The organism is Paenibacillus sp. AGC31 (assembly GCF_057334655.1).
In genome coordinates, this window is the sequence record NZ_JBHFJH010000045.1 from 143580 (window position 1) to 168836 (window position 25257).

General features: G+C 44.2%; 23 protein-coding genes. 12 read left to right on the forward strand and 11 right to left on the reverse strand.

From position 1 onward, the window contains the following. Positions 1–36 precede the first annotated feature (36 nt). Entirely contained in the window at positions 37–924 is an 888-nt protein-coding gene (locus ACE04G_RS26710; RefSeq protein ID WP_405132364.1) for a LysR family transcriptional regulator, read from the reverse strand. Between the two features lie 346 nt (positions 925–1270). Here ACE04G_RS26710 and ACE04G_RS26715 point away from each other — a divergent pair, with 346 nt between their 5' ends. From ACE04G_RS26715 to ACE04G_RS26725, 3 genes are all read left to right on the forward strand, one after another. Beyond that, on the forward strand, positions 1271–2017 hold the full coding sequence (locus ACE04G_RS26715) for an acetoacetate decarboxylase (protein WP_082704226.1): 747 nt from the start codon (positions 1271–1273) through the stop codon (positions 2015–2017). A gap of 13 nt (positions 2018–2030) precedes the next feature. Then, the gene (locus tag ACE04G_RS26720) at positions 2031–3062 is read left to right on the forward strand and encodes a ketopantoate reductase family protein (RefSeq protein ID WP_449004774.1); all 1032 of its coding nucleotides are present in this window, start codon (positions 2031–2033) and stop codon (positions 3060–3062) included. A gap of 196 nt (positions 3063–3258) precedes the next feature. After that, entirely contained in the window at positions 3259–3909 is a 651-nt protein-coding gene (locus ACE04G_RS26725; RefSeq protein WP_221821161.1) for a hypothetical protein, read from the forward strand. 35 nt (positions 3910–3944) lie between these two features. Here ACE04G_RS26725 and ACE04G_RS26730 read toward each other — a convergent pair whose 3' ends face one another. Then, positions 3945–5669 (reverse strand): helix-turn-helix domain-containing protein, encoded by a 1725-nt coding sequence (locus ACE04G_RS26730; RefSeq protein WP_449004776.1) that lies wholly within the window; start codon positions 5667–5669, stop codon positions 3945–3947. 172 nt (positions 5670–5841) lie between these two features. Further along, the gene (locus ACE04G_RS26735) at positions 5842–6795 is read right to left on the reverse strand and encodes an ABC transporter substrate-binding protein (RefSeq protein ID WP_339185203.1); all 954 of its coding nucleotides are present in this window, start codon (positions 6793–6795) and stop codon (positions 5842–5844) included. Positions 6796–7292: 497 nt separating this feature from the next. Between ACE04G_RS26735 and codB the strand changes: the two genes are divergently transcribed. Together codB and ACE04G_RS26745 are read left to right on the forward strand one after the other, a co-directional pair. Beyond that, positions 7293–8570 carry a cytosine permease gene (gene codB / locus ACE04G_RS26740; protein WP_449004777.1) on the forward strand — a complete coding sequence of 426 codons (1278 nt, stop codon included), beginning with the start codon at positions 7293–7295 and terminating at the stop codon, positions 8568–8570. Then, positions 8539–9807, forward strand: a complete 1269-nt coding sequence (locus ACE04G_RS26745; protein WP_221821165.1) for a cytosine deaminase — start codon at positions 8539–8541, stop codon at positions 9805–9807. The genes codB and ACE04G_RS26745 overlap by 32 nt, the downstream gene beginning before the upstream one ends. Before the next feature lie 207 nt (positions 9808–10014). On the opposite strand, the gene ACE04G_RS26750 is transcribed toward ACE04G_RS26745, so the two are convergent. The 6 genes from ACE04G_RS26750 to ACE04G_RS26775 all read right to left on the reverse strand — a co-directional run bounded on the left by ACE04G_RS26750 (position 10015) and on the right by ACE04G_RS26775 (position 16319). Further along, positions 10015–10794 carry a Cof-type HAD-IIB family hydrolase gene (locus ACE04G_RS26750; RefSeq protein WP_221821166.1) on the reverse strand — a complete coding sequence of 260 codons (780 nt, stop codon included), beginning with the start codon at positions 10792–10794 and terminating at the stop codon, positions 10015–10017. A gap of 4 nt (positions 10795–10798) precedes the next feature. Beyond that, entirely contained in the window at positions 10799–11848 is a 1050-nt protein-coding gene (locus ACE04G_RS26755) for an ABC transporter ATP-binding protein (protein WP_405132366.1), read from the reverse strand. Then, positions 11845–13599 carry an ABC transporter permease gene (locus ACE04G_RS26760; RefSeq protein WP_405132367.1) on the reverse strand — a complete coding sequence of 585 codons (1755 nt, stop codon included), beginning with the start codon at positions 13597–13599 and terminating at the stop codon, positions 11845–11847. Before ACE04G_RS26760 ends, ACE04G_RS26755 begins: the two co-directional genes overlap by 4 nt. Positions 13600–13616: 17 nt before the next feature. Then, positions 13617–14612, reverse strand: a complete 996-nt coding sequence (locus tag ACE04G_RS26765) for an ABC transporter substrate-binding protein (RefSeq protein WP_221821740.1) — start codon at positions 14610–14612, stop codon at positions 13617–13619. A 78-nt stretch (positions 14613–14690) separates the two neighbouring features. Continuing rightward, positions 14691–15557: a Cof-type HAD-IIB family hydrolase gene (locus tag ACE04G_RS26770; RefSeq protein WP_405132368.1), complete on the reverse strand. Its 867-nt coding sequence runs from the start codon at positions 15555–15557 to the stop codon at positions 14691–14693. Between the two features lie 27 nt (positions 15558–15584). Beyond that, the gene (locus ACE04G_RS26775; protein ID WP_221821170.1) at positions 15585–16319 is read right to left on the reverse strand and encodes an MBL fold metallo-hydrolase; all 735 of its coding nucleotides are present in this window, start codon (positions 16317–16319) and stop codon (positions 15585–15587) included. Positions 16320–16576: 257 nt separating this feature from the next. On the opposite strand from ACE04G_RS26775, the gene ACE04G_RS26780 reads away from it, so the two are divergent. Next, positions 16577–17476, forward strand: coding sequence for a sugar-binding transcriptional regulator (locus ACE04G_RS26780; protein ID WP_339185220.1), 900 nt, complete (start codon positions 16577–16579; stop codon positions 17474–17476). Positions 17477–17597: 121 nt separating this feature from the next. On the opposite strand, the gene ACE04G_RS26785 is transcribed toward ACE04G_RS26780, so the two are convergent. Continuing rightward, complete coding sequence (locus ACE04G_RS26785) at positions 17598–18722, reverse strand: GerAB/ArcD/ProY family transporter (protein WP_221821171.1); 1125 nt, start codon at positions 18720–18722, stop codon at positions 17598–17600. A 129-nt stretch (positions 18723–18851) separates the two neighbouring features. Between ACE04G_RS26785 and ACE04G_RS26790 the strand changes: the two genes are divergently transcribed. The 4 genes from ACE04G_RS26790 to ACE04G_RS26805 all read left to right on the forward strand — a co-directional run bounded on the left by ACE04G_RS26790 (position 18852) and on the right by ACE04G_RS26805 (position 22582). Beyond that, positions 18852–19814 carry a helix-turn-helix transcriptional regulator gene (locus tag ACE04G_RS26790; RefSeq protein ID WP_221821172.1) on the forward strand — a complete coding sequence of 321 codons (963 nt, stop codon included), beginning with the start codon at positions 18852–18854 and terminating at the stop codon, positions 19812–19814. Between the two features lie 157 nt (positions 19815–19971). Further along, positions 19972–20712 (forward strand): type I methionyl aminopeptidase, encoded by a 741-nt coding sequence (gene map / locus ACE04G_RS26795; protein WP_221821173.1) that lies wholly within the window; start codon positions 19972–19974, stop codon positions 20710–20712. Positions 20713–20881: 169 nt separating this feature from the next. Further along, complete coding sequence (locus ACE04G_RS26800; RefSeq protein ID WP_221821174.1) at positions 20882–22120, forward strand: DUF418 domain-containing protein; 1239 nt, start codon at positions 20882–20884, stop codon at positions 22118–22120. Positions 22121–22303: 183 nt separating this feature from the next. After that, positions 22304–22582, forward strand: a complete 279-nt coding sequence (locus ACE04G_RS26805) for a hypothetical protein (RefSeq protein WP_221821175.1) — start codon at positions 22304–22306, stop codon at positions 22580–22582. A 296-nt stretch (positions 22583–22878) separates the two neighbouring features. Here the strand turns inward: ACE04G_RS26805 and ACE04G_RS26810 are convergent, their stop codons facing one another. Beyond that, positions 22879–23322, reverse strand: coding sequence for a MarR family winged helix-turn-helix transcriptional regulator (locus ACE04G_RS26810; RefSeq protein ID WP_221821176.1), 444 nt, complete (start codon positions 23320–23322; stop codon positions 22879–22881). Positions 23323–23438: 116 nt separating this feature from the next. Here ACE04G_RS26810 and ACE04G_RS26815 point away from each other — a divergent pair, with 116 nt between their 5' ends. Together ACE04G_RS26815 and ACE04G_RS26820 are read left to right on the forward strand one after the other, a co-directional pair. Continuing rightward, complete coding sequence (locus ACE04G_RS26815) at positions 23439–24191, forward strand: SDR family NAD(P)-dependent oxidoreductase (RefSeq protein WP_221821177.1); 753 nt, start codon at positions 23439–23441, stop codon at positions 24189–24191. 45 nt (positions 24192–24236) lie between these two features. Then, on the forward strand, positions 24237–25067 hold the full coding sequence (locus tag ACE04G_RS26820; RefSeq protein WP_221821742.1) for an SDR family oxidoreductase: 831 nt from the start codon (positions 24237–24239) through the stop codon (positions 25065–25067). Positions 25068–25257 lie beyond the last annotated feature (190 nt).

Here is a 25257-nt window from a genome sequence, read left to right on the forward strand (position 1 = left end):
GGTGGTCTTTGCTTTCTACTATTTTCAAAATAAATCCTACTCCACTTTAAACAAGCCAGCATGGTCTTCATAATACGAAGTAATAAAATCACGAAATTCCCTTACAGCAGGAGATAACCATTTTTGTTTGACCCAGGAGAGGCTAATGGGATATATCGCTGAATCATCAGCAATTTTTACATAGTGTAACCCCAGTGTTCTACATACGGAGATCGGAAGTAATGCAACACCCTGATTAAGCCTGATAATTTCGAGCAGGGTATGAGAATCGACCTCAAATGCATGATTGGGCAGGAAACCTGCTTTTTCACAGAGCATGGTGGTAAATCGGCTGTACTCCTTATTATCTGCAAGGGCAATAAAAGGCTCATTTGCAACAATACTTAATGAAATTCTTGTCTCTCCGCCGTATTGATGATTTGTTGGCACAACCAGAACAATATCCTCTTCAACAAGGACAACACTCTCAATCTCCTCATCCTGAATCGGATGCCCGGTAATGCCCAGATGCATGTCACCTTTCTTCAAACCTGTAATAATTTCACTGCGGGTCCCAATACCCTGATGAAGCTTGGTTTCGGGGGAACCGTTGATATAGTCACTAATGAGACCAGTGAGAAATCGGGTATTCGTAATCGAGATCCGGATTATATTGGATATTTGCTGTTCCTCCGCTTTAATCTCCATCTCTGCATTTTCAATTTCAATAAAAATCCTGTTCACATGTTTCAATAAAATTTCACCTGAGGAATTCAATTGAATGTTTCGTCCTCTCCTATGGAATAAGGGGGTACCCAGTTCATCCTCAAGTCTTTTAATCGTTAAGCTTAGGGAAGGTTGAGCGATATTCAATTGCGCAGCTGCCTTGGAGATGTGTTCAGTATAGGCAACAGTCTGAAAGTATTTAAGTTGAAGTAATTCCATTTATCTGCACTCCTTATTTATTTTGATAAATATATATAGTACTTATTATGTATTATATTAAATTTAAATATTGATGTAGAATTTTTTTATGAGATACAGATCAAATTTAAAATACCAAAAAACTGACTATATAAGTTGAACTACTCATTTACACAATAACGGAGAGGACAGAAAAAACCTGAAAAAGCGAAGCGTTCGCCTTTATCCCCGGATTTTCCCCTTTAGAAAGGGAATCGAAAAATCTGGGGATAACAGCGATTGGAAGGTTGTTCTGTCATCGTAGTGTCAGTGTGAATAATCTTGAGTTCAACTTATATAGAACCAAAACATAAGGTAGGTGTCTTTGATGAAAATCGATGTGAATAACATAGCTAAAAATCTGAATACACCCCTAACGGCTCCGGCATACCCGATGCCACCGTACAAATTCGTGAATCGTGAATACTTGAATATTATTTACCGAACTGATGAAAAAGCGTTGCGGGCAGCCGTACCAGAACCTCTCGAAATTACGGAACCACTGGTTAAATTCGAAGTGATGTGGATGCCAGATGTTTCTGGACTGGGTGCTTATACAGAAGCTGGACAAGTTATCCCTGTACAATTCAATGGGGAGGAAGGCGATTATGTGCATTCGATGTACGTAGACAATTTCCCCGCGATAGCGAGTGGTCGAGAGCTCACCGCCTATCCGAAAAAGCTGGGTGCGCCCAAGTTGTATACCGATTCAGATACACTTGTTGGCACACTAGATTATGGGACGCTGCGTGTAGCCACGGCAACGATGGGCTATAAACATGTGGAGATGGATAAGGAGTTCGCCAAACGTGAAATATGCCGACCTAATTTTATGATTAAGATTGCTACGGACTATACCGGGAATTTAAGAATATGTGATCTGATCCGTACTCAAATTACGGACATCGAAGTGAAGGAAGCTTGGACAGGACCTGCCCGACTTCAACTGTTCGAACATGCGCTTGCACCTCTTGCAGATCTGCCTGTGTTGGAAGTGGTGTCCGCTTCTCATATCCTTACCAACCTAACCTTAAACGCAGCACAACCTGTATATAACTATCTGGAAGAAAAATAAGGAGGAAATTAAAATGAGAATTGCAATTGTAGGCGCAGGATCTTTGGGAACCATCGTCGGGGCATACCTTGCGGATGGGGGACTGGACGTTGAGTTAATTGATGCATATCAGGAACATGTAAATGCTTTAAATCAGACAGGTGCTAGAGTAACAGGTACTACAGAGTTTCAGGCCAAAGTAAACGCAATTACTCCTGATCAAAAATCAGGACAGTATGACCTCGTTTTACTATTAACCAAACAACTTTATAACGATTCAATTCTTCAGGAATTACTTCCATTTTTGAAAGAAGACAGTATGGTGTGTTCCTTGCAGAACGGGATTCCGGAAGAAAAAGTGGCGTCCATCGTGGGTGAAAAACGTGTCATTGCAGGCTCCGTTGAATTTGGCGCTACGTTCATTGAACCAGGTGTATCAAGTCTGACTACCGAGTACACTCAATTTAAGCAGTATGCTTTTCAGATTGGCGAATTAAATGGTGAAATCACCGAACGAATTCAACGTGTGAAATCGGTGTTGGATCTTGTGGGTGGAACACATATTTCCGATAACCTGGTTGGAACCAAATGGTCCAAATTGTTGATTAACAATGCATTCAGTGGTTTGTCCGCTGCATTGAATGGGGAATACGGAGACATTATCGATCATGAAGCCGGCATTGTGATTGCAGCTCATATTGCGGACGAGACGATTAAAGTTGCTCGCGCCAATGGGGTTACCTTGGTTAAAATGAATGGATTCGACATCGCTTCACTCGAACTGAACAGCAAAGAAGATATCCCTGAAAGGGTGAAAACATTACGTTACGTGATGGAGCCCTCCAGACTGCTCAAAGCAAGCATGCTTCAAGATCTGGAGAAAAACCGCAAAACGGAGATTGATTATATTAACGGGGTTGTTTCAAGCAGGGCAGAAGGTACTGGAATTGCGACACCTTATAATGATTTAGTTGTACAACTGGTCAAATCTGCTGAAGAAACTAAAACCGTTCCTCATTTTGACACGAATATTAAAGCTTTTGAAGAACTATTAAGTGCACAATAATAAATTCAAATATTTCAATTGAAAGTCGCTAATTTAGCGGCTTTTTTTGTTGTATCAGTAAATCATGTAAGGTTTGAATTTACGACGGATAGAATATTCTTTGTAATTTTTGTTTCCTAATATTATACAAAAAGGGGGATTAAATTTGATATAATGTAGACTTGCTGGTTATTTTTCTATTCGAAGGAGATTCATTATGAGGTACTCTTGGTGGGAATTCGGGTTTTATTTGGTTGTATTAATGTTTGTCTTGTTTATGCAAATAAACGAATATCCTCTATTTCTGATTGTGGGGGTTGTAGTCGTTACCATTCTTATCGCGTTTATTAAGCATGTTTTTTATCCTTTAGTATTTGATAAGCGTATAGATCGTTTAGAGTCCTTTTTATCCAAGCAACAAAATACACCTGGGACATACATTATTTATGTTCTTGCAAACAGACTTGATGATGAGGTAGAACTAGTTATGGAGCAAATTATGCAGAAATATAAGAGAAGAACAACACAAGCACAGTTCAAGGCAGCTCACGGATTATATCGCAAGGATATGTTTGCCATTCGGCAAGCTGTACCTCATATCGGCTTATCGGACTACCGTACATATTACGAAACCATTCTACTCTTGGAAGACGGGAAAAGTGAAGTAGCGCTTGAAAGACTTCAATCCATTAAAAAACAGTGGATGCGATCAACATTGCTCGCGGGTATTGAACTCAAAGCAGAAAACCGTGATACCGCTATTCAGCACGCGCATGAAGCACTTAACTCTTCCAGAGGTGTTAATCGTTATGTTTTATATAAGGAATACGAAAGAGTATTACCAGAGGTTGTTGAACACATATCGTAAGATGGTGAAAATGTTTTGAAAAAATAAACCGTGCTTCACGGTTTATTTTTTCCATTTGCTAGTACAGGTGCCAGTCCTTCCTTAGCAAAAATAGAGGGGAGAACCGTCAGTAACCTCTCACGCGTAAGAGGATCATCGTAATTCCAGCCAGCTTCTACTACAAATACATTACCGGGTGCCAACATGCCAACCAAACTTTGGAGTGGAGAAGGAATATTTAAATGCATCTCCTCCTGAGGTATCATCACGAAGTTTCGGTCTCCAGCGTATTGTGTGATTTTATTGTGATCGATTTGTATCCAAGGTCTGCCATTAATGATCAGTTGATTTACGGATTCAGTGGGTCGAAAGCCAAGTGATTCATACACGGTAGCAGCAAATCCCGTCTGTCCCATAACATATATGTTTCTGCCCAGCACCAGATAAACAGTTGCTCGTTCTCCTGCAATATAATCATCCGCCAATTGTCGCCGTATCCTCCTGACACTCTCCTCATAGCGGTCGATCCACTGTTCAGCCGTTCTGCTTCGACCGAAAAGATCCGCAATATAACGAAGACGCTCAAAAGTGCTGGTTGATTCGTGATAAACGATGGTAGGGGCAATGGCATCCAGTCGAGGTAACTGCTGCTCACTATAGTTGCCTAACAGTATAAGATCAGGGTTCAGTAGGGAGACTTGTTCCGGTACGCCTTGCAGTCCAATATCCGGGATCTGATGCAGTTTGTTTCGATATATGACTTGTGATTTCATTGTAGTTATACCCGCGCCGACTGGACGGATACCGATAGCAAGCAACTCACCAAGGGTATTGGTACCTGTGGCCACGATTCGTATAGCCGCATCTGGGAGGGAAATCTGCCTGCCGAGGGAATCGGTTATCGTTCTTTGCCTGGTACGTCTTAGTATATTGGCGTATTCCCGGGGAGGGTGTCCTGTGAGCTGATGAAAGCGTCGACTGAAATAATACTCATCCTTAAAACCGACTTGTCGGGATATTTCACGTAAGGTCTCGGTAGAACGGGACAGTAGTCTTTTAGCGTGCTGGACCCTAATCTCTGTCAGGTAGTCCGTCGGCTTCTTGCCAGTCATCACCTTAAACAATTTGCTATATTGCCATCGTACCATGCCGGCCATTTCGGCCAAAAGCTCTACGGTAAGATCTTCGTTGTAGTGCTGCTCCATATAGCTGAGTGTACGCTGTACCGCTTGATCATTTTGCACTGGCGGAGCAGCGCTTTCTAGCTGAGCCATCAGGCTAAGTATCAGTTGCAGCCGGACCTGAGTAACTGCTGATTTTGAATGATGCGTAGGCGTAAATTTCTTCTCCTGCAACCGATTTTGCTTGTTTGATTGCAAAGGCAGCGGAGAGATCCAGTCCTCTCCTGTCAACGCCAATTTTATAGTAGAAAGAGACAGCCTGTAAGGAAAGCCCAGAATAAGAGGAGGGCAAGCCGGAAGCAGAGTCAACTGATCCACTTGAAAAGCAAGAAAGGTAAACCGAGCTATATGCGCTTGCTCTTTTATCGTTTTGACAATGTATGATTGCTGAGTAGGGAGCAGAATACAACTGCCTTGGCTCAGATCTTGGGAGATGTTGTTTGTTAACAGCCGAATTCCATGATCCAGAGCAATAAGCAATGTATATTCATTGGCAGCCTTGCTCTTGGTTGATGGATTATGATGATTGGTTTCCTGCAGTGGTGTGAGCTGAAGCAGATCATGCTGCTGCAGTTGGATGTAAAGGGAAGCCATTTGCATTCTGGAGCACTCCGATCTAGTGATAATAATTCTCAATTACTAGTTTACCACATTTTACACGTTAGAGAATGTTTCGTTACAGACCTTATTACACGCAGTAAAAGTTTACAAAATCCAAAAATCCTCCATAACCCAAAGGGGTTGGAGGATTTTTGACGTTATCTATGCGATATTATTGATTCATCCATTTCGGTAGTTCATCAAGCAATTGCTCCAGTGCCAGCAGGTTGTCGGTATTCCAATCGGCTGATGCTGTGTAAACGTGTCCTTGCTGAACGGCCGGCAATGTTTTCCATAGTGTGCTCTGTAACAACCGATCAGATTCAGCTCGACTTTCGTCATTATCCAGCGTTAGGACAAAGAGATGATCTCCTGCATAGTCCGGCATTAGTTCTTCCGAAAGTTCGACGAATGTTAGCTCCTTGTCGATAATGTTTTGCTGGATTGCTGGTGGAATTGCAAATCCGTGCTCTTGATACAAGACTACACCCAATGAACGATTGCCCATCGCATAGAGCTGTTTACCCAACTGCAAGAAGATGGTCGCTGTCTCGCCCTCTGCCACATTCAGCTTGTCCCACATCGCTTCCGCTTTTGTATCAAATCTGCTGATCCATTGCTCTGCCTCATCCTGTTTGCCAAAAATGTTGCCAAGTTCGCGGACGCGTTCCGTAAATGGTAACGCCGAGTTGAACGGAATGGTAGGCGCAATCTTCGAAAAAGCGGTGTTTCGGTCAGCATCTTGGTTATAACCATTCAAAATCAAGTCAGGCTGCAAGGCTGTTATTGCCTCCAAATCACCAGGATTTCCGACATCCTCAATACCTTCTAATCGGTCTACAATATAGCTTTCGGAAGCATGAATCAGATTGGCTCCAACGACGGGAATATCCATGGCGAGGAGATCTCCAAGTGTTGAACCAAGATAGATCACCCGTTGCGGCTGAGTGGGTATTTCAATCACTTCGCCTGTTTGGGTTGTATAGCTTTTTGTCGTTTGTTCGTTGGTCTTCACAGCTTCTTGTGAAGGAGCGCTTTCCGAACGGCTGCATGCTGCAAGGACGGATAGAAGAAGGAAGCATGCTCCCCATATGAATAGGTGTTTCTTAATTGTACTGTTCATCATTGTTTCCCCCTAAGTTCTCTTTTTCTCATTGATAACCATTATCAATTACAACGTAATTATAGGTGCCTTTTCAGCGGCTTACAATGAAAAAAACGCAGTGAATTTATTTGTACAAATGTCAATGCGTGTATCTATTTGTTCGTTGCTTTATTTTCAATCCGCAGGTGTGTTGTCATCGGAGTATGCGTGATCAAAAACAGCTTGCTGTATAAGGAATTAATAACCTTTGGATAATAATTACATTGACAACTGCAGGTTTTTCCAAAATAATAGGATGTAATTGAATACTGGTACCTTTAATTCAGTCCAGAGAGGCTGGCAAGGGCAGCGGATTTCATAATCACGCGAGAATCAGGGCTTATCCCGTCATGGGATGCTCTGTGTCTTCGCGCGGGTTATGATGCAAAAAGGGCTACTTGTCAGTGTATAACTTGACGAGTAGCCTCTTTTTTCTGCTTTTTTTGGTATCAGATACACTTTATGTTGGGGGTATTCTGATGAGCAAACAAGATCAAGAATTTTCATGGCAAGCGGTGCCGAAAGCACAAAGAAACCAATTTTGGAAGATGTTATCCGTCATGCTCGGTTTCACATTTTTCTCAGCAAGCATGCTGGCAGGAGGGACATTGGGCGTCAGCTTGACGTTCATGGAGTTTATGGGTATCGTGCTCGCAGGCAATCTTGTGCTCGGTATTTATACAGGGGCACTGGCACATATCGCTGCCAAAACGGGCCTGTCCACACATTTGCTCGCTAAATATGCGTTCGGTGCAAAAGGGTCGTATCTGCCCTCGTTCCTGTTAGGCTTCACTCAGGTTGGATGGTTCGGAGTAGGTGTAGCCATGTTCGCAATCCCGGTTGCCAAAGCCATGGACTGGAACGTGTACCTGCTCATCATCGTGTTCGGACTTGCCATGACAGCATCAGCCATCTTCGGTATGAAGTCACTTGTCATTCTCGGATATATCGCGGTTCCTGCGATTGCCATTCTCGGTGGTTACTCCATGTTCGAAGGGGCAGGTTCGCTGGGTGGTCTGCAAGGGTTGCTTGAATACACGCCGACTCAGTCGCTTACCACGGCGGCAGCATTAACGATCTGTATCGGATCATTTATAAGCGGCGGAACACTGACACCCGATTTTGCGCGGTTTTCCCGGACATCGAAACAGGCAGTTACCGCAACAGTGATTGCATTCTTCCTGGGTAACTCACTCATGTTTCTGTTCGGTGCAGTTGGTGCGATGGCCTATAACCTGGCCGATATCTCAGAGGTGATGTTCCTGCAAGGGTTAATGATCCCGGCAATTATTGTTCTGGGCCTGAATATCTGGACAACGAATGATAATGCACTGTACGCTTCGGGTCTTGGTTTTGCCAACATCACCAAAATCTCAAAGAAATTCTTCGTCATCGTTAACGGCATCGTGGGTACCGTATTCGCCATGTGGATGTACAACAACTTCGTCAGTTTCCTGAACGTACTGGGCGCGGCGGTACCGTCCATCGGGGCTATTATTATCGCAGATTACTTCATTGTGAAACGTAGAAACTATAAGCCATTTGCCGACATGTCATTCAAAAATGTAAACTGGGTAGCGATGGTGGCTTGGGCCATCGGCGTGGCATTCGCCCAACTGGCTCCTGGCGTAACACCATTGAACGCACTGCTTGGTACAGCAGTGGCCTATATCGTCTTGATGCTGATTGTTCCTGCGAAAGAATCTAAAGAAATGGGGAAAATAAATGATTATACAGAACGCAAAATTGCGGGGTAAAGAAGGACTATGGAATATCGTTGTGAAAGACGGAAAGTTTGAACGAATCACACAATCGTTGGAAGTGACTGAAAATGAGGAAATCCTGGATGTCAACGGATCGCTTGTCCTGCCACCTTTCATTGAGCCACATATTCATCTCGATACAACGCTCACCGCAGGCGAGCCAGAGTGGAATCTAAGCGGAACGCTGTTCGAAGGCATCCAGCGCTGGTCAGAGCGCAAGGCTTTCTTAACACATGAGGATGTGAAAACACGTTCCAAAACGGCACTCAAGTGGCAATTGGCACAGGGCATCCAGCATGTACGAACACATGTCGACGTTACCGATCCAAGCTTGATTGCTGTTAAAGCAATGCTTGAAGTAAAAGAAGAGATGGCTCCATATATGGACATCCAGCTTGTTGCTTTTCCACAGGAAGGCATTCACTCTTATCCAAACGGGGCAGAATTACTGGAAGAGTCACTGAAAATGGGCGTTGACGTGGTCGGCGGCATTCCACATTTCGAATTCACACGGGAATACGGCGTTGATTCGATGAAAGTTGCCTTTGATCTGGCTGAAAAATACGACCGTCTGATTGATATCCATTGTGATGAAATCGATGACGAGCAATCCCGTTTTGTTGAAGTTGTTGCCAAGGAAGCCTTCGAACGTGGACTGGGTTCACGCACAACGGCAAGTCATACAACCGCGATGGGGTCATATAATGACGCTTATACGTACAAGTTGTTCCGTTTGCTGAAGATGGCTGATTTGAACTTTGTCTCCAATCCACTGGTTAACATTCATCTGCAAGGACGCTTCGATACGTATCCGAAAAGAAGAGGGTTGACGCGGGTTAAAGAGCTGCAGGAAGCAGGTCTGAATGTGTGCTTTGGTCACGATGACATCTTCGATCCTTGGTATCCGCTCGGTACAGGCAACATGCTGCAAGTACTGCACATGGGGATTCATGCTTCGCAGTTGCTTGGTTACGACCAGATCGTGAATTCAATTGACCTCATTACGAAAAACAGCGCTAGAACGTTACACATTGAGGATGTATACGGTATTGAAGAGGGTAAACCTGCTAACTTCATCGTACTTGAAGCAGAGAATGAATATGAGGCTGTTCGCAAACAAGCCGGCGTACTTTATTCCTACAGAGGCGGTCGTAAAATTGCGGAATCGAAGCCGCGAGACACATCCATCATTTTTGAGGGCGGTACAGAGAAGGTTAATTTCAATAAATAATGAAGAAGAACGAATCCCATTAAAAGTCGCTATTTAAGCGGCTTTTTTTCTTTTTCACCTGTTATACTGCCTGACCTATACGATGTATTTTATAAGGAACATGAAAGGTATCAACAGACAAATTGAAAAACCTCCCTATGTTTATAGAGGAGGTCTTTGTGTACTCATATTTTTGCCACAGTTGAGTAGAGTACTGCTTGTTTTTTTTTACAACAATCCTGCCCATTTCAGACCATGCCAGATCCCGTCCTGCTCCGCACTTGCTGTAACATGAGACGCCAGTTGTTGTAGAGAATGCGGGGAGTTGCCCATGGCAATGCTACAGCCTGCATAACGGAACATCTCCAGATCATTGAAGTTATCGCCAAAAGCATACACCTGTTCAGGGGAGAATCCCAAGCGGTCTGCGAGTCGGGAAACCCCTTCGGCTTTGGAGCCTCCCGCGGGTAGAACGTCCATGGACAACGGATGCCAGCGTACAAAGTGGAGATCACGAAACCTTTCACGGTATACCGTTTCCTCTTCTGGTGAGCAGAATAACATCGTCTGATAGATGAGTCTATTTGTACAAAAGCTTTTGCTAAACCCAGGATACGTGACACCAAGCGAAGTTAGACAAAGGTCTACATGCGGATGATATTCCTGACTGCAGCTCATCTGTGAATGATCCAGATAAACGAGAGGATGTCCCGACAACTCAGCAAATGCAGACAATTGCTCCAAAGCTTCCGAACAGATGGGATTACTGTGAATGAGTTCTCCTTGATGCATCACATATTGTCCATTGAAACTAACATAAGACTCCAGCTCCAGTTCAAGCCGAACCTGTTCCAACATAAACGGAGATCGACCTGAAGCTAAAGCGACCACATGTCCGTCTTTCTTTAATGCAAGAACGGCTTGTTTCGCGGAAGCGGGAATTCGATTATGGCGGTCGAGCAGCGTACCATCAATGTCAAAAAAAATCAGTTTTGGGCTTTGAGTCATAACGTCACACTCCTTCACCGCCGACGGAAGAAAGACTCAAACTTACTTGTTCATTCAGGGCGAAAGGAAGAGGGGAGATGACTTCCCAACGTTTCGTATCACTACGAATATCATAGTGAAATTCTTTCCCTTGAAACTGAACATTGGCGATCTCGCCCATTATTCCAGCTTCACTGGAAGGTTGTAAATGGAACTCATCGGGTCTAACGGGATACAAACCGTTGGATTTAAAATAGTGTGCAACATGCTTGCCAGGCCAAGCAATATTCGTACCGCCTTCAGGGACGAACATATCTGCATCCCAGTGACCTTTGACCAAATTCGACTTCGATACAAACCTCGCCACGAATTCGGTCTCTGGCCGCAAATAAATCTCCTGCGGCGTGCCAGCCTGTTCAATACGACCATCCTTCATCACGATAATTCGGTCAGCCATGGCAAGGGCTTCTCCCTGATCATGCGTAACATAAACTACGTCTGATTTCGTATTCCGATGTACTTGTTGAATCTCACGCCGCATATCCATGCGAAGCATGGCATCCAGACTGCTGAGTGGTTCATCCATCAGCAGCAATGAGGGCTGGGGAGCGATGGCGCGTGCAATAGCGACGCGTTGTTTTTGCCCTCCGGATAGCTCATGCGGCATACGTTCGGCCAGATGGGACAGTCCAGACATATTCAGGACTTCCTGAATGCGGTTCTGCTCGTTATTTTTAATATGAGGAGGTGTTGATTTATGTGTTCTAATGGGAAAACGGACATGTTCGGATACATTCATATGCGGCCAAAGTGCGAAGGACTGGAACACCATGCCAATTCTCCGTTTCTCCGGAGGTAGCAATGTCCCTGAACCTGCAACTACCTTGCCATCCATCAGAACATTACCGCTGCTTGGCTGCTCAAATCCGGCAAGGATGCGCAGCAATGTGGTTTTTCCACAGCCTGACGGTCCAAGAATCGCCACGAATTCGCCATCCTTAATCGTTAAATCAATGGAATGAAGAGCCTGGTAACTTCCGAAAGATTTGCTAACCTGTTGAATCTGGATACTCATGACTTCACTCCCTTACGAGTTGCCCAACGTTGAGCGATGAGCAAAATTACGCCGCCTGTCGCAATAAGTGCGACAATCAGACTGGACAATGCAGTTGAATAGAGGGTATCTCCTGCCTGTTCAAAACTAAATATGGTAACACCAATAGTCTGTGAACCTGATGAATATAACAATGCTGATACAGTAAGCTCGGTCAAGGCAGTCAGGAAGACCAACATGCCTCCGGTCAGAATACCCGGCAGCAATAAAGGCAGCAGAACAGCAGTCCACTTACGCCAGAAACCGGCTCCGGATATCCGCGCGGCTTCTTCCATGGATGCATCCAACTGCATGAATGAAGTGACACTTGAACGGATCTGAAGAATGAGGAATCGGCAGATGTAGGCAATAAACAAAATGGTCATGGTGCCATAGATGCCAGGGTTCCAACCGGGAACCGGCTCCATCCATACCAGAATCATGGACAGTGCGAACACAATGCCGGGTAATGTATAGGGAACAGCAGTGGCCAGTTCGGCTATTTTATTGAATTGATTAGGTTTGAGAACTCGTATATAAGCAAATCCTGAACCAATAATCAGACAAGCCAGCATCGTGACAAGAGAAAGGACCAAGCTGTTTTGGATCGCCTGCCATACACGCTCATTCTCGAAGAGAATATATCTATAATTGTCCAGGGTCATATTGGCACGAGTCAGACCGAGACCATACGCTCTTTTTAAAGACATCGAGATCATCGAAGACAACGGAATAATTGTAATCAGTGCGAGACCTGCCCATATAGCGAAGGTCAGTGGCTTGCGCATGCGACCCAAATTATACCTTGGGGTAAGATCAGGTTGCATCGTATCCGAAGCATGACTTTTACGTAAAAGAATCCATTGCAACAGACTGCCGACTACCGCAGCAGCACCGAGTAGTACAGATAACGATGCACCACGGGCAAATGCCGAAGGGCCGAATCCAATAATCTCTTCATATATAAGTGTACTGAGAACGGAAATATTCACAGGTGTGCCAAGGAAAGCAGGTATTCCGAAATTGTCCAGCGAAGCCAGGAAAACCAGCAATCCGCCCGCCGTAAGACCCGGAAGAACAAGCGGCAGTGTAATACGACGGAAGACCTCGATCCTGCTGGCACCACCGGCTCTGGCTGCCCACTCCAGATCACGCGGGATTTTGCGGAGTACATCCAAAGTGAACATATACACCAACGGAAAATGATGAATACCCATCACAAACACGATGCCGCCCATACTGTACATACTCCAAGGAGCCAGATCGGGATGAATCCATTGCAGAAGATGTGCGAGCCAGCTCTGTGACCCGGTAAATGAAGACCAGGACAACGTGAGAACATAAGAGGGAAGAATAAAACAAAGCATGATTCCCATATGAAGGGCCGATTTGTGTCGTATATCCGTATAGGCGACGACCCAGGCCAGTGCAGTTCCAATCACGAGTGAGAACACAGTTGAACCGATGACGATATATACAGTATTGCGTAATGTGGACCAGAAGCGCTCCTGCTGAAGCAATTCGTTATAATGTGATAACGTTAACCCTTGCTCACCCTGAAAGCTGAGAAGAACCAGCTTCAGGATGGGGTATACAAAGAATAATAGAACAGCTATAGCACCCAACAGGGCGATCAATCGATTCCAACGAAACAGGCTGGGGAGGGAGAAAACGGACTTGCGCCCGTTATCTTGCCCCCTAAGAATGATCATGTTTCTCTTCAATTTCTCCATTCAGACAGCTCCAATCCTTACTCGCCAAACACATTAATGAATTGCTGTTTATCTGTTTCACGATCCGCTGCAAGTTTGGCCGCATCGCCAGGCAAAATCTTCATTTCTGTTACACCTTTCAATCCTTCAGGTGGGGCAATACCTTCACGAATAGGGGAGTAACCGATCTCGGCAGACAACTTCTGGCCCTCTTCAGAGAGAATGAAATCTACAAAGGCTTGAGAAGCCGGTACGTTGGCAGCTTCTTTCATAATCCCGATCGGTTCTGTAATGATGGGAACACCTTCTTCTGGATAGATCAGTTCAACTGGAGAACCTTTCGCTTTTTCACGTGCGACGAGGTAATCAACAACGACGCCATATGATTTTTCACCGCTGGCTACAGCTTTCATAACAGCACCATTTCCTTTAATTACGGCCATGCCATTCATCTTGGTTTCCTGTAGAAAATCCCATCCAAACCCATCTGTTCGACTAAACACACCGATGTTGTATGCTGCTGCACCAGAGTATAAGGGACTCGGCATAATACTTGCGTCCTTACTGTCCGGCAGGGTCAGCACTTGCCAAGATGTCGGTTGAGTAGTGACTTTTTGGGTGTTGGTAGCGAGTACCGTTGCCATAACCTTCGTACCGGCGTACATACCGTCCGAATCAACCAGATCTGTCGGGATTTCACTTAGCTCTGGGGACTTGTACGATTGCAGAAGGTCATCTTTTTTCAGATTTTCAAAGGTAACGGCATCGGCCAGCAGGAGTACATCCGCCTGTGTTTTACCCGCTTGACGCTCTGCCTGAAGCTTGGCAGTGACTTCTTCGGTTCCGGAACGGAAGATGCTGACTTGAACATCAGGATATTTATCGTTAAACGCCTTTACCAGTTTGCCTGCATCTTCTTCTGGTTGGGATGTATAGAATGAAAGCTTACCTGAGACTGTGCTCGAAGCTGCGCCTGAACTATCTTGATCTGTCGTGGCTTGTCCCTGTGCAGAACAACCGCTGAATACAATCATGCCTGCCAAAAGGGGCAGTAATAACGACTTTTTGAATGGAATCACAGATAATCTCTCCTTTGGTGTCTAGCTGATAGATTAGAGTAAGAACGTATGGATTGCCTGTGCAACGCCATCTTCAGCGTTGCTGGCAGTGACAACATTAGCGATTTCCTTCACATGAAGCTCTGCATTTCCCATGGCGATTCCTAATCCTGCCCATTGCAGCATGTCCAGATCATTATCATAGTCTCCGGCTGCAGCTACCTGCTCGCGTTCGATCTGATGTGCATGACATAAACGTTCCAGTGCGCCTCGTTTACTGACTCCGGCTGAATTAACATCAAACCGCAAACTTCCTGTTCGTGTACATTGGAATAACCCTGATTCTTCAAGGGTACGAAATAGGTTTTCGCGTGAGTCGTGATCTGTACAGATCACGGCTGCTTTGAACAGCATGCCTGGCATCTGGTTTACAAAGGTTCTGAAATCCTTTCCGACTTCAACGAAGCGAATAAGATCAGCCTCTATAGCATCAAGTTCATCACGTTCTTCGAAAGAATCCAATTCCGGTCTGTTGACCCTATTATTGATGGCCCAGTTCCTATTGATATCATTAATCTCTTGAACATAGAGGACATTGTATCCATAGAAATGGATGTAGGCTTCTTCTTGCTGGATGATATCCAACATGAACAGCATATCTTCTATTTTCAGCGCAACGCCATCAAGCAGTTGTCCTGTCAAGGGATCTACCGTTACGGCACCGTTTAGTGCTACCAGTGGGAAATTCATGGAGACTTCCTTAGCATGTGACCATACGGAAGCGGGAAATCGTCCAGATGCAATCGTGACATTCACTTCCGCTGAGATTAATTGTTGAATGGAACTTCGTGTCATAGGTGTTATCATTTTATCTGGATTGAGCATCGTACCGTCCAGATCAAGGGCTAACAATCTGTACATGAACATATTCCTCCCGGATCGATTAACTTACACAACATACATACGAAGTGGTTCGGGGATATCCACAGGCCCTTGGAAAGAGCGACTTGCTTCATCCCGCATGAACTCCAGATCGCCATCTCCGGGAAGATGGACAAGGACGAGCTGCTTGACGTTAGCCTGACCAGCAATCATGCCTGCCTGAAGTGCATTCATATGTCCTTGGCCAGTTGTATGTACACTGCCTTCACAGATGGTAGCCTCACATAGAAAGATGTCTGCATCACGAGCAAGTTCGATAAGAGAATCACAGTACGAGGTATCACCGGAATACACCAGCACCTTGCCTTGATATGTGATTTTAACGGCATAACATGTAATGGTATGCTGCACCTGTACAAATTCGATTTCTGCGCCAGCAAGCTGAATTTTGGATGAAGGATCAATCGAGATGATCTCGGTATGTTCACCATATAGACCATTCAGAATATCCACTGGATTATCCGGTGCATACAGCTTCAGTTTATTCAACATGCGACCATTGCGGATCGCACCCGCTGCAGCATATTGAAGGACTCCCAGATCGGCGATATGATCATGGTGCAAGTGAGACAAAATAACACCTGATAGATCTTCCACGCATGTCTCACTGGGGAGTTTACTCATAACGCCGCTGCCACAGTCCAACAAAATCTGCCCTTCATCTGTGGTTACAAGGTATCCCGCGGTTGCTCCGCCAGAGGCGGGATAACCACCCCAGTAACCTAATATCTTCACATTCATCTTTGCACCTCTGTCTGTCTTGATCTACATTCTTTACAAATGTTCCGTACAGTTACAATTGTAAAAAGGGTTTGTTTCTCTCGTGTCAACCGAAAGTCAATCTTTTGTAAAACTGCTTTTGGCAAAGTTATCCTGGCTTGACTCCGCCGCGAATCCCATTTTATAGTGGGAAATGTGTTAGAAGGGAAATTTAAACGTCAAAGGCGGACTTATATGTGAATATAGACGAACGCAAAAATATGATAAGAGTCTGTAAGATGTATTATTATGAATCCTGGACACAGGAGAAGATTGCGGAGAAGTTAGGTGTATCCAGGCCAGTCATCTCCAAGATGCTGCAACGTGCGAAGGAAGAGGGCATTATTGAGATTGTCATTCATGATGATGATTACGAAACGTCCAAATTGGAGAAAAAACTGGAAGACATATTTAACCTCAAACAGGTGTTGGTCGTCCCAACCAAGGATCTGAATAAAGAGTTGTTGTCGAGTGCTGTAGGCAAGGCTGCCGCTCAATTTGTCCAAAAATTGATTAAAAACGGTGACCGTGTAGGTGTCTCATGGGGCAATACGCTCTATCATATGGTGCGAGAGTTCCCTTTGGAGAAAAAAGAGAATGTCAAAATTATTCCACTGGTGGGTGGAACAGGGAATTCGCGCAATGAAATGCACTCTAATCAGATCGCCTATGAGTTATCCAAAAAAATGGGCGTAACCTGTGATACGTTATATGCTCCGGCCGTTGTGGAAACAGAAGAGTTAAGGGAGCAGATTGTTGGCATGCCTAATATTTCGGCCGTTCTTAAAGAGGGGGAGAATATCAATCTAGCGCTGGTGGGGATCGGAAATCCGTATTCCATGTCAACGATGGAACGATCGGGTTATCTTAATGAGCAAGTGTTAACTGAATTAAAGGCACTTCACACGGTAGCGGATATTAATTCTGTGTTTATTACTCGTGAAGGTACAATCACCGAGCATCCCATTAATCATAGAGTCATTGGCCTTGGACTGGAGCAGTTAAAGAAGACTAAAACGGTGGTAGGCATGGCCTTTGGTTTGCACAAAATAGACTGCATACTGGCTGCTTTGCGGGGTGGATATATTAATATGCTCATTACGGATGAAGCCACAGCAAGTCATATTACGAAAATTTGATGTTCGAGAAACATCCTTTCGTTTGGCTAATGAAACAAGTTGAAGCCGAGACTAAATGTATATTCATGAAGCCAGGAGAACGACAAGGTTCTCCTGTGCACCTATAAGAAGGACTAACCATTTAGCCTACCTTTATGGCTTCACTAGAAGCCTGCTTCCCACCTTTTTTACGAACAAAACTAATGATCAGCAGTAGCAGTGGTAACAAGCCAAATAAAAAAATGGAGATATTGCCAAGAAAATCACCTAAAGCTAATGTTTCCTCCAGGTTTTTTGGCAAGTAAGCAATTACATATAAGACTGGCAACATCGCGAATTGTATGCTCGTAATATTTTTGAGACGAAACAAATCTCGGATCCCGATTGCCGCAAAATAGTGTTTAAAAGCATACGTTGCAAAGATCTGCATCAGCCAAAATACAATAAACAGTGATTCATAACGCTCAAAAAGAAACCCCTCAATTTCAAAACTTCGAACCATATCGAACGTTGGCCACATCCGTGTTTGAATTCCTGGCAAAGATAAATTCCCTACAACGGTGACAATCGTGATCAAATAGATAATCGTGCAAATAAGTATGCTGTATATAGCAGCTTTATTGCTCGCTTTCACGTCCACCATGTAAGCTGTGATGATGAGTAAAACTTCATATCCAGAATAGGAGAGACACGAAGGTTTAAGACCCTTCAACACAGGCATGAATCCATCGCCCAGAAGTGGTCTGAGGTTATTAAGTTCAAACATCTTGCTGCTTAAAAGGAAAACCAGTGCTAGCAACACAAGCGTAACGGGCAACACAATGGAAAAAACTCGGATGATGATTTTTAGACCACCTGTTAACATATAGATACCAATCCATAAACTAACCATGATGGTAACCCAACTAGGCGTGCGCTCAAGGATGTACATACTTGTAATTTCGGCCATGACTCTGACTTCGAATGAACAAAGAACAACAAAATACACGATAATTAAAAGTCCCAATAGATAAGCAATCCATTGACCTGTGATTTCGGGTATAAATTCGAACACCGTTTTACCGGGGAATCTACGACACAAGGTTACAAGGAGAATGCTGATTGTGGTTACAATTAATCCTGATAAAATAACAGCAATCCATACATCTGGTGTTCCTACTGCTTTACTAATTGTGCGAGGGAGTGTTAGAATTCCAGCTCCGAGTATTGAATTGATAACTACAATAATGACCTCGGAGGTATTAATATTAGTTGTGGATTGCTTCATTGGACTTCGCTCCAAACCGGAGAATATATTTCTAGGTAGTATCGCCCAACGCAGTTGTTTTATGTAAAAATGCTGTACTGATATAATGTAGTGATATCCAATAATGAATTGAAGATGAGGATGTAGGTTATGCCAAAGAACGATAATATGTTAGCCATTCTATGGATGCTGAATTCAGGCAGCAAGGTAACTGCAAAACAGATGTCCGAAAAGTTAGAAATCAATATAAGAACCGTATATCGATATATTGATGCATTATGCACCAGTGGAGTACCGATTATTTCCGATACAGGTCACAACGGCGGGTATAGCTTGCTGAATCAGCATATCAAAGCACCTCTGTTATTTGATATTGAAGAAAAAAAGGCACTTCTCCAAGCTGCTGTGTTTGCAAAAGAAGCTGGATACCCTTTGAGTGAGGCATTGGACAATGCAACATCCAAATTGAGAATGTATTCAAATCAGGATCAGGAAAACACACTTCGTCGTCATTTAGCAGGGTTTAACGTTATCAATCGCATGGGAGATCCATCCGTTCAGCCGATCTTGGCGGAATTGGAGCAAGCCGTGGCTAATGATTGCTCTGTCGAAATTGATTATCGCAGAAGCCGTGATGAACAACCCAAGAATAGAGTAATAGACCCTTATGGAATGGTTTACTGGAATAATAAATGGTATACCATTGCGTTTTGCCACTTGAGAAATGAGTTCCGCAGCTTTCGGGCAGATCGGATTCTGCGAATCAACCCTACTCCGCTCCGCTTTAAGCGTTCGGAATCTTTTTCTGCTCGTGAATTATTTATGCAAAATTTATTACCTGATGTAGTGGGCAAAGAGGGGGTAATTTCCTTGGTTATCGAAGGCCGATCAGAGGCATTGGATGACTTGGGGCTGCATTGGTTTATGGGACATTATCTGAAAGAGCGGACTTCTAATCAAGCCATCTTTTTATTTGATGAAAAATCAATTGATACATACGTCCCCTATTTTCTCCTATCCTATGGGAAATCCATTCAAGTCATCGAACCACAGCGTGTGAAGGACAGACTTGTTGCTGTTGTATCCGAGTTAATGGAATACTATCAACTTTAACAACTTCACTGACAGTATTTGAACTTATCGGATTTTGATCTGTGAACTTGATAAAAAAGTTGCGAAGCTTTGCTGCTTTGGATATGATTATCTAATGTTCGATTAAAAAAATACTTATGTAATCAATTAATGATAAAAGATAGTGAGGTAAGAAAAAATGATCGCAAAAACAGAAGAAGATTTTAATGGCTTGAAGGAAATTGGCAAAATTGTAGCTTCTATTAGAGATGAATTGGTTCAAAGAACCATCCCAGGGATAACCACTAAAGAACTTGATGATTTGGCAGGAGAGCTTTTTGAGAAAGCTGGCGCAGTTTCTGCTCCAAAAAGTGAATATAATTTCCCGGGATTTACTTGTATTAGTGTTAATGAAGAAGTGGCACATGGTATTCCGGGAGATCGGGTTATTCAAGAAGGGGACATCGTCAATATTGATGTGTCTGGCTCCAAGAACAGTTATTTTGCAGATACGGGAATCTCGTTTGTCGTAGGCAAAGGTGAAGAAGTGTTAACGAAAATATGCGACGTTGTTAAACTGGCATTTGAAGCAGGTCTTAAAAAGGCAAAACCAGGCTCCAAAAAAAGCGGAATCGGGAAAGCCGTATTCCAAACTGCCAGACAGCATGAATTAACGGTTATTAAAAACCTTACAGGACATGGTGTTGGACGTGGAATACACGAAGCACCTGACCACATCTATAATTATAATGATCCATCGGATGATGAATTGTTAAAAGAAGGCATGGTTATTGCTTTCGAGCCATTTATCTCAACTTCAGAAGAAGAAGTAGTTCAAACTGGAGATGGCTGGACCTTTGTTACTAAAAACAGCTATGTAGCTCAAATAGAACATACCATTATACTTACTAAAAATGGTCCGATTATTGTCACTCTTTAAGGTGTTCAAACTGAAAGTCGCTAAATTAGCGACTTTTTTTGTTTTTGTTTTATTGGTACGTCAAAGCTAATCAAAATATAAACGTTCACTTATTAATTTATGTTGAAATTATGGAAGGATTTAACGTATATTTAGATCTGATCTTTATGTTATAGACAGAGGTGATTGATTGAGCACATCAAAAAAGCGCGTTCAAGTCATTGATGGACTGCGCGGATTCAGTCTGGCAGGCATTGTGCTGGCGAATATGCTGGCTTTCCAATATGGAATGTATGGCCAGAGCAAACCCCAACTATTCGGGATCGGTGGAGCAGATCAGGCTTTCCTCTCGTTTCTGCTGATCACTGTGGTGGGCAGTTTTATGCCGATTTTTGCATTTATGTTTGGCTTTGGAATGGTTAAGCTCTCGGAAAGCCTAAAATCACGAGATTTACGACCAAAGTGTCATCTGGCACGCCGTTTTCTACTACTGTTTGGAATCGGATTACTACACATCATCTATCTGTGGGAAGGGGATATCCTGGCTTTTTATGGCGTACTCGGTTTCTTCCTGCTCATGTTCCTTAATCGGAAGCCTATAACGCTGCTCATTTGGGCGGTACTGCTACTCATGGGAGCGGGGATACTTGGTCTCCCGGCATCTAATCCGATGAACCCGCTGGCGATTGAGTCCATTCATATGGAGAACTACATCATTCAAAGTCAGGATGTATACGGTAGCGGCAGCTACACGGAGATAAGGAATTTCAGTAATAACGGCGATCCATTCGGCGGAGAGATGGAGGTGTCATTCGCCCTATTGATCCTGCTATTAGCCCCACTCATGACAGTACCAATGTTCCTGCTCGGCATGCACGCTGCCAGAATCGGCACGTTTAGCGATCCCCAAACGATGCGGACTATGTATCTTCGCCGGGCATCATTATTGATTCCGGTAGGTTTGATACTCAAAGCATACGGTGTATTGGCGCCACAATTGGGTGCGGAAGGTTGGCTCGGTATCGGTATCGGGGGAACGCTTGGAGGATCGTTGCTTGCGCTGGGATACATATACGCATTTGCGCTGTTGTATGCTGGATACCGCCGTTCCAGCCTGATGGACAGGTTCGAGGCGGTCGGCCGTCTCTCGTTGACGAATTACCTGATGCAGAGCGTAATCTGTACGACAATTTTCTATGGATATGGCCTGGGACTGTTTGGAAGTGTTGGCGTGTTTATCGGAGCGATTATTGCATTTGCAGTCTACGGCATTCAATTGTGGCTCAGTCCGCTATATCTTAAGAAATTTAGCACTGGGCCTGTCGAGTACCTGCTACGGATTTGGACATATCTGTCCTGGAAAGGGCAGCCAAGAAAGAAGAAAAGATCGAACTTAACTACGAATGAAAACGCTCCTGGTGTTCAGTAAGCATAAAGTGTTATCGTGAAACGCAAAAAGAAGCTCGTTCCACCAAAAGAAAGGGCTTCTTTATGCCGTAATGATCATCTTCCTAATGTTTCCTGTTATAATTAGTAATTATTTATAGATTCAACTATTAACCCTAATACATAAGCTAACTATTATGGTGCAGACAGTGGAAGGTAATGCGAAATGAAAGATGAAAGCATATACATTCAACTGTTTCCACTCAGGCTTGAAAGGATCATTATTGTGCTAAAAATAATTAATTTTCTTCTTTTCTTGCTGATCATTTGGGTAGTCATCTTTTATCCTTTTCGTTTTGCTTGGTTTGAAGGTTTGAAACAGATTCCTCCAGATCTTCATGGTGTTTATTTACTATTCTTGTTCTTTGGATATCTGATCTGTTCATCGGCTATGGGACTTATGGTAGGCAAGATGTTTTTTAAACGAAAAGGAAAAGGACAGTAATAGGACAGTAGTTACGAATTGGAGTAAAATTTCGTGCAGACTAAGAGGAGCCCCGTTCAATTGCAATGTGGGTAAGAGTATTCAAGTGGGGGAAGATTTTCTGACCCCATTACAACGTACAATTCTTGATGTTGATAAAGCATCATTCAAAGTCGCTATAGTAGCGGCTTTTTTTGTTTTGAGTGGGGGAGAGCGCGTACTGTACGCAAGTTACTTTTCATTTCGGTAAACCGAAACCACGTTTGTTAGAATCTCCCCTTTAACAAACGTGGTCGAGAGGGCGGCTAGATAAGACGCTAAGAGCTTGAGTTTGTCCTTTCCGCCAGTTTAATAATCAACTCGATATCTTGTTCGGTTAATTGTTCAAAAAAATGTTTGCGTATTGCCTTGGAGAGGAAGGGACGGGCATCATCTAACATTGATTTTCCAGAAGAAGTGATACTGACTTGTACTCCACGATCGTTGTCTAATGGTTTTTTCATCACGAGTCCACGTTTTTCCATACGCTTCAGATGATGAGATAACCGACTTTTATCCCAGTCCATAGAGTCAGCTAATTCCTGTTGGCGAAGGCTACCGTCCCCAAAAAGGACTAATCGGTCCAATACTCCAAAATCACCCTCTGACAATCCTGAGTGATCGGCCATATCTTTGACGATGCGACCGAAGATGGTCTGAAAGGAACCTTTCCACATATGCCATATTCGCATTTCTTCTTCGTTAAGTTCATTTTTATCCATAGGAGCATAATAACATGGTTGACGTGTCAACTTCAATGTGCTAAATTTGATCCAAGGTTGACGCGTCAACTTGATTCATATGAACCCACCAATCACAAAAAAAGGTGATTATAACTATGCAAAATAAACCCGTTGCTCTGGTCACTGGGGCTAATAAAGGTATCGGCCTTCAAATTGCGAAGGATCTTACGGAACACGGCTTCACCGTGCTCGTTGGATCTCGCAGCCTCGAGAATGGAGAAACTGCCTCAAAAAGCATCGGTTTGAATTCACACGCTCTCCAGCTCGACGTTACAGATGAAACCTCCATCGCTGCTGCTGCAGAACGTATTCGGAACGAATTTGGTCGTCTCGATGTACTCGTGAACAATGCGGGGATCTCGCACGCAGGCAGATCGGGTGAACCATTTCCGAACGGTGGAGCAGCGAGTGGTCTTTTGACCGTTGCTTCGCTTGAAGATATTCGTACAGTTTATGAGACTAATGTTTTTGGTGTTATTGCTGTCACGCAGGCGATGTTGCCACTTTTGCGGGAGGCCCCGGCAGCACGTATCGTCAACATAGGCAGTACCGGCGGCTCCCTTAGCTGGAACTCTATTCCGGAAAACTCGCATCGTGCGATGTTTGGTGCCTATTCGGCATCCAAATCGGCTGTTCATGCGGTGACACTTGCCTTTGCATTTGCGCTTGAACCAACAAACATCAAGGTCAATGCGGCATGTCCAGGCTTCACATCAACTGCGCTTAATAATTTTGCTGGTACTCGTAGTGTTAAACAAGGGGCTCGTGAAGCGGTCCGGCTGGCGATGATTGGAGCTGGTGGTCCAACAGGAACATTCTCAGATGAGGATGGACCCATTGCTTGGTGATCATAGTTATACAATGAGGGTGAGCAACTTAAGGAGGATTTCATGATGCGCGTTTTCGTAACAGGAGCAACAGGCTACATTGGTTCCGCTGTCACCCGTGAACTTATTGAAAGGGGGCATCAGGTCATCGGTCTCGTGCGTTCAGACAGTAGTGCTGCGAAACTAGAAGAGTCCGGGGCCGAAGTACACCGCGGTGACATCAACGATCTTGACAGCCTCCGTAGTGGTGCAGCTGCTGCGGATGGCGTCATTCATCTGGCATTCCATCACGACTTCTCGAACTTCGCTGGAGCACTCACAACAGATCTGCATGCCGTAGAAGCGATGGGGGCGGCACTTGAAGGATCGGGCAAGCCGTTCGTAATCACCACGCATGTGAATGGAGTGGCAACGGAGAACATGGTGTTAGCGCTGGCAGGGCGTGGAGTGCGTACATCGATTGTAGAGCTTTGTCCATCGGTACACGGTGAGGGTGACACAGGATTTGTGCCGAGTCTGATCAATATTGCCAAGACTAAGGGCTTCTCAGCCTATGTGGAAGAGGGGAACAACCGTTGGCCGGCTGTACATCGCCTTGACGCCGCGCATCTATATTGCCTAGCGTTAGAAAAGGCACCTGCTGGTTCACGACTAGATGGGGTCGCAGATGAAGGAGTGCCATTTTGCGACATCGCGAGTGCTATTGGTGAGCAGCTGAACGTACCTGTAGTCAGTATTTCACGCGAAGAGGCAGATGCCCATTTTGGCTTTCTCAGCACACTCGCAGCGCTCGATCTCCCAAGATCAAGCGTTGCAACACAGGAACTTATGGGATGGCGGCCAGTGCAACCTGCACTGATTCCCGACCTTAAACAGTCTCATTACTTCAACAACTGATTGGAATTTTAACGCCTTTTTAAAAAATAACAACCATTAATAGAAGCCACTCCATTCATCAGGGGTGGCTTCTTCTTTTGCTAATGTATTCTTAAGACATGGGAAAAATAGGTTCTTGAATTTCTTTCCCGATGTACAGCCGAATCCGAGATTGTGATAGGCTGTATCTACAAAAGAATTAAACGATTAA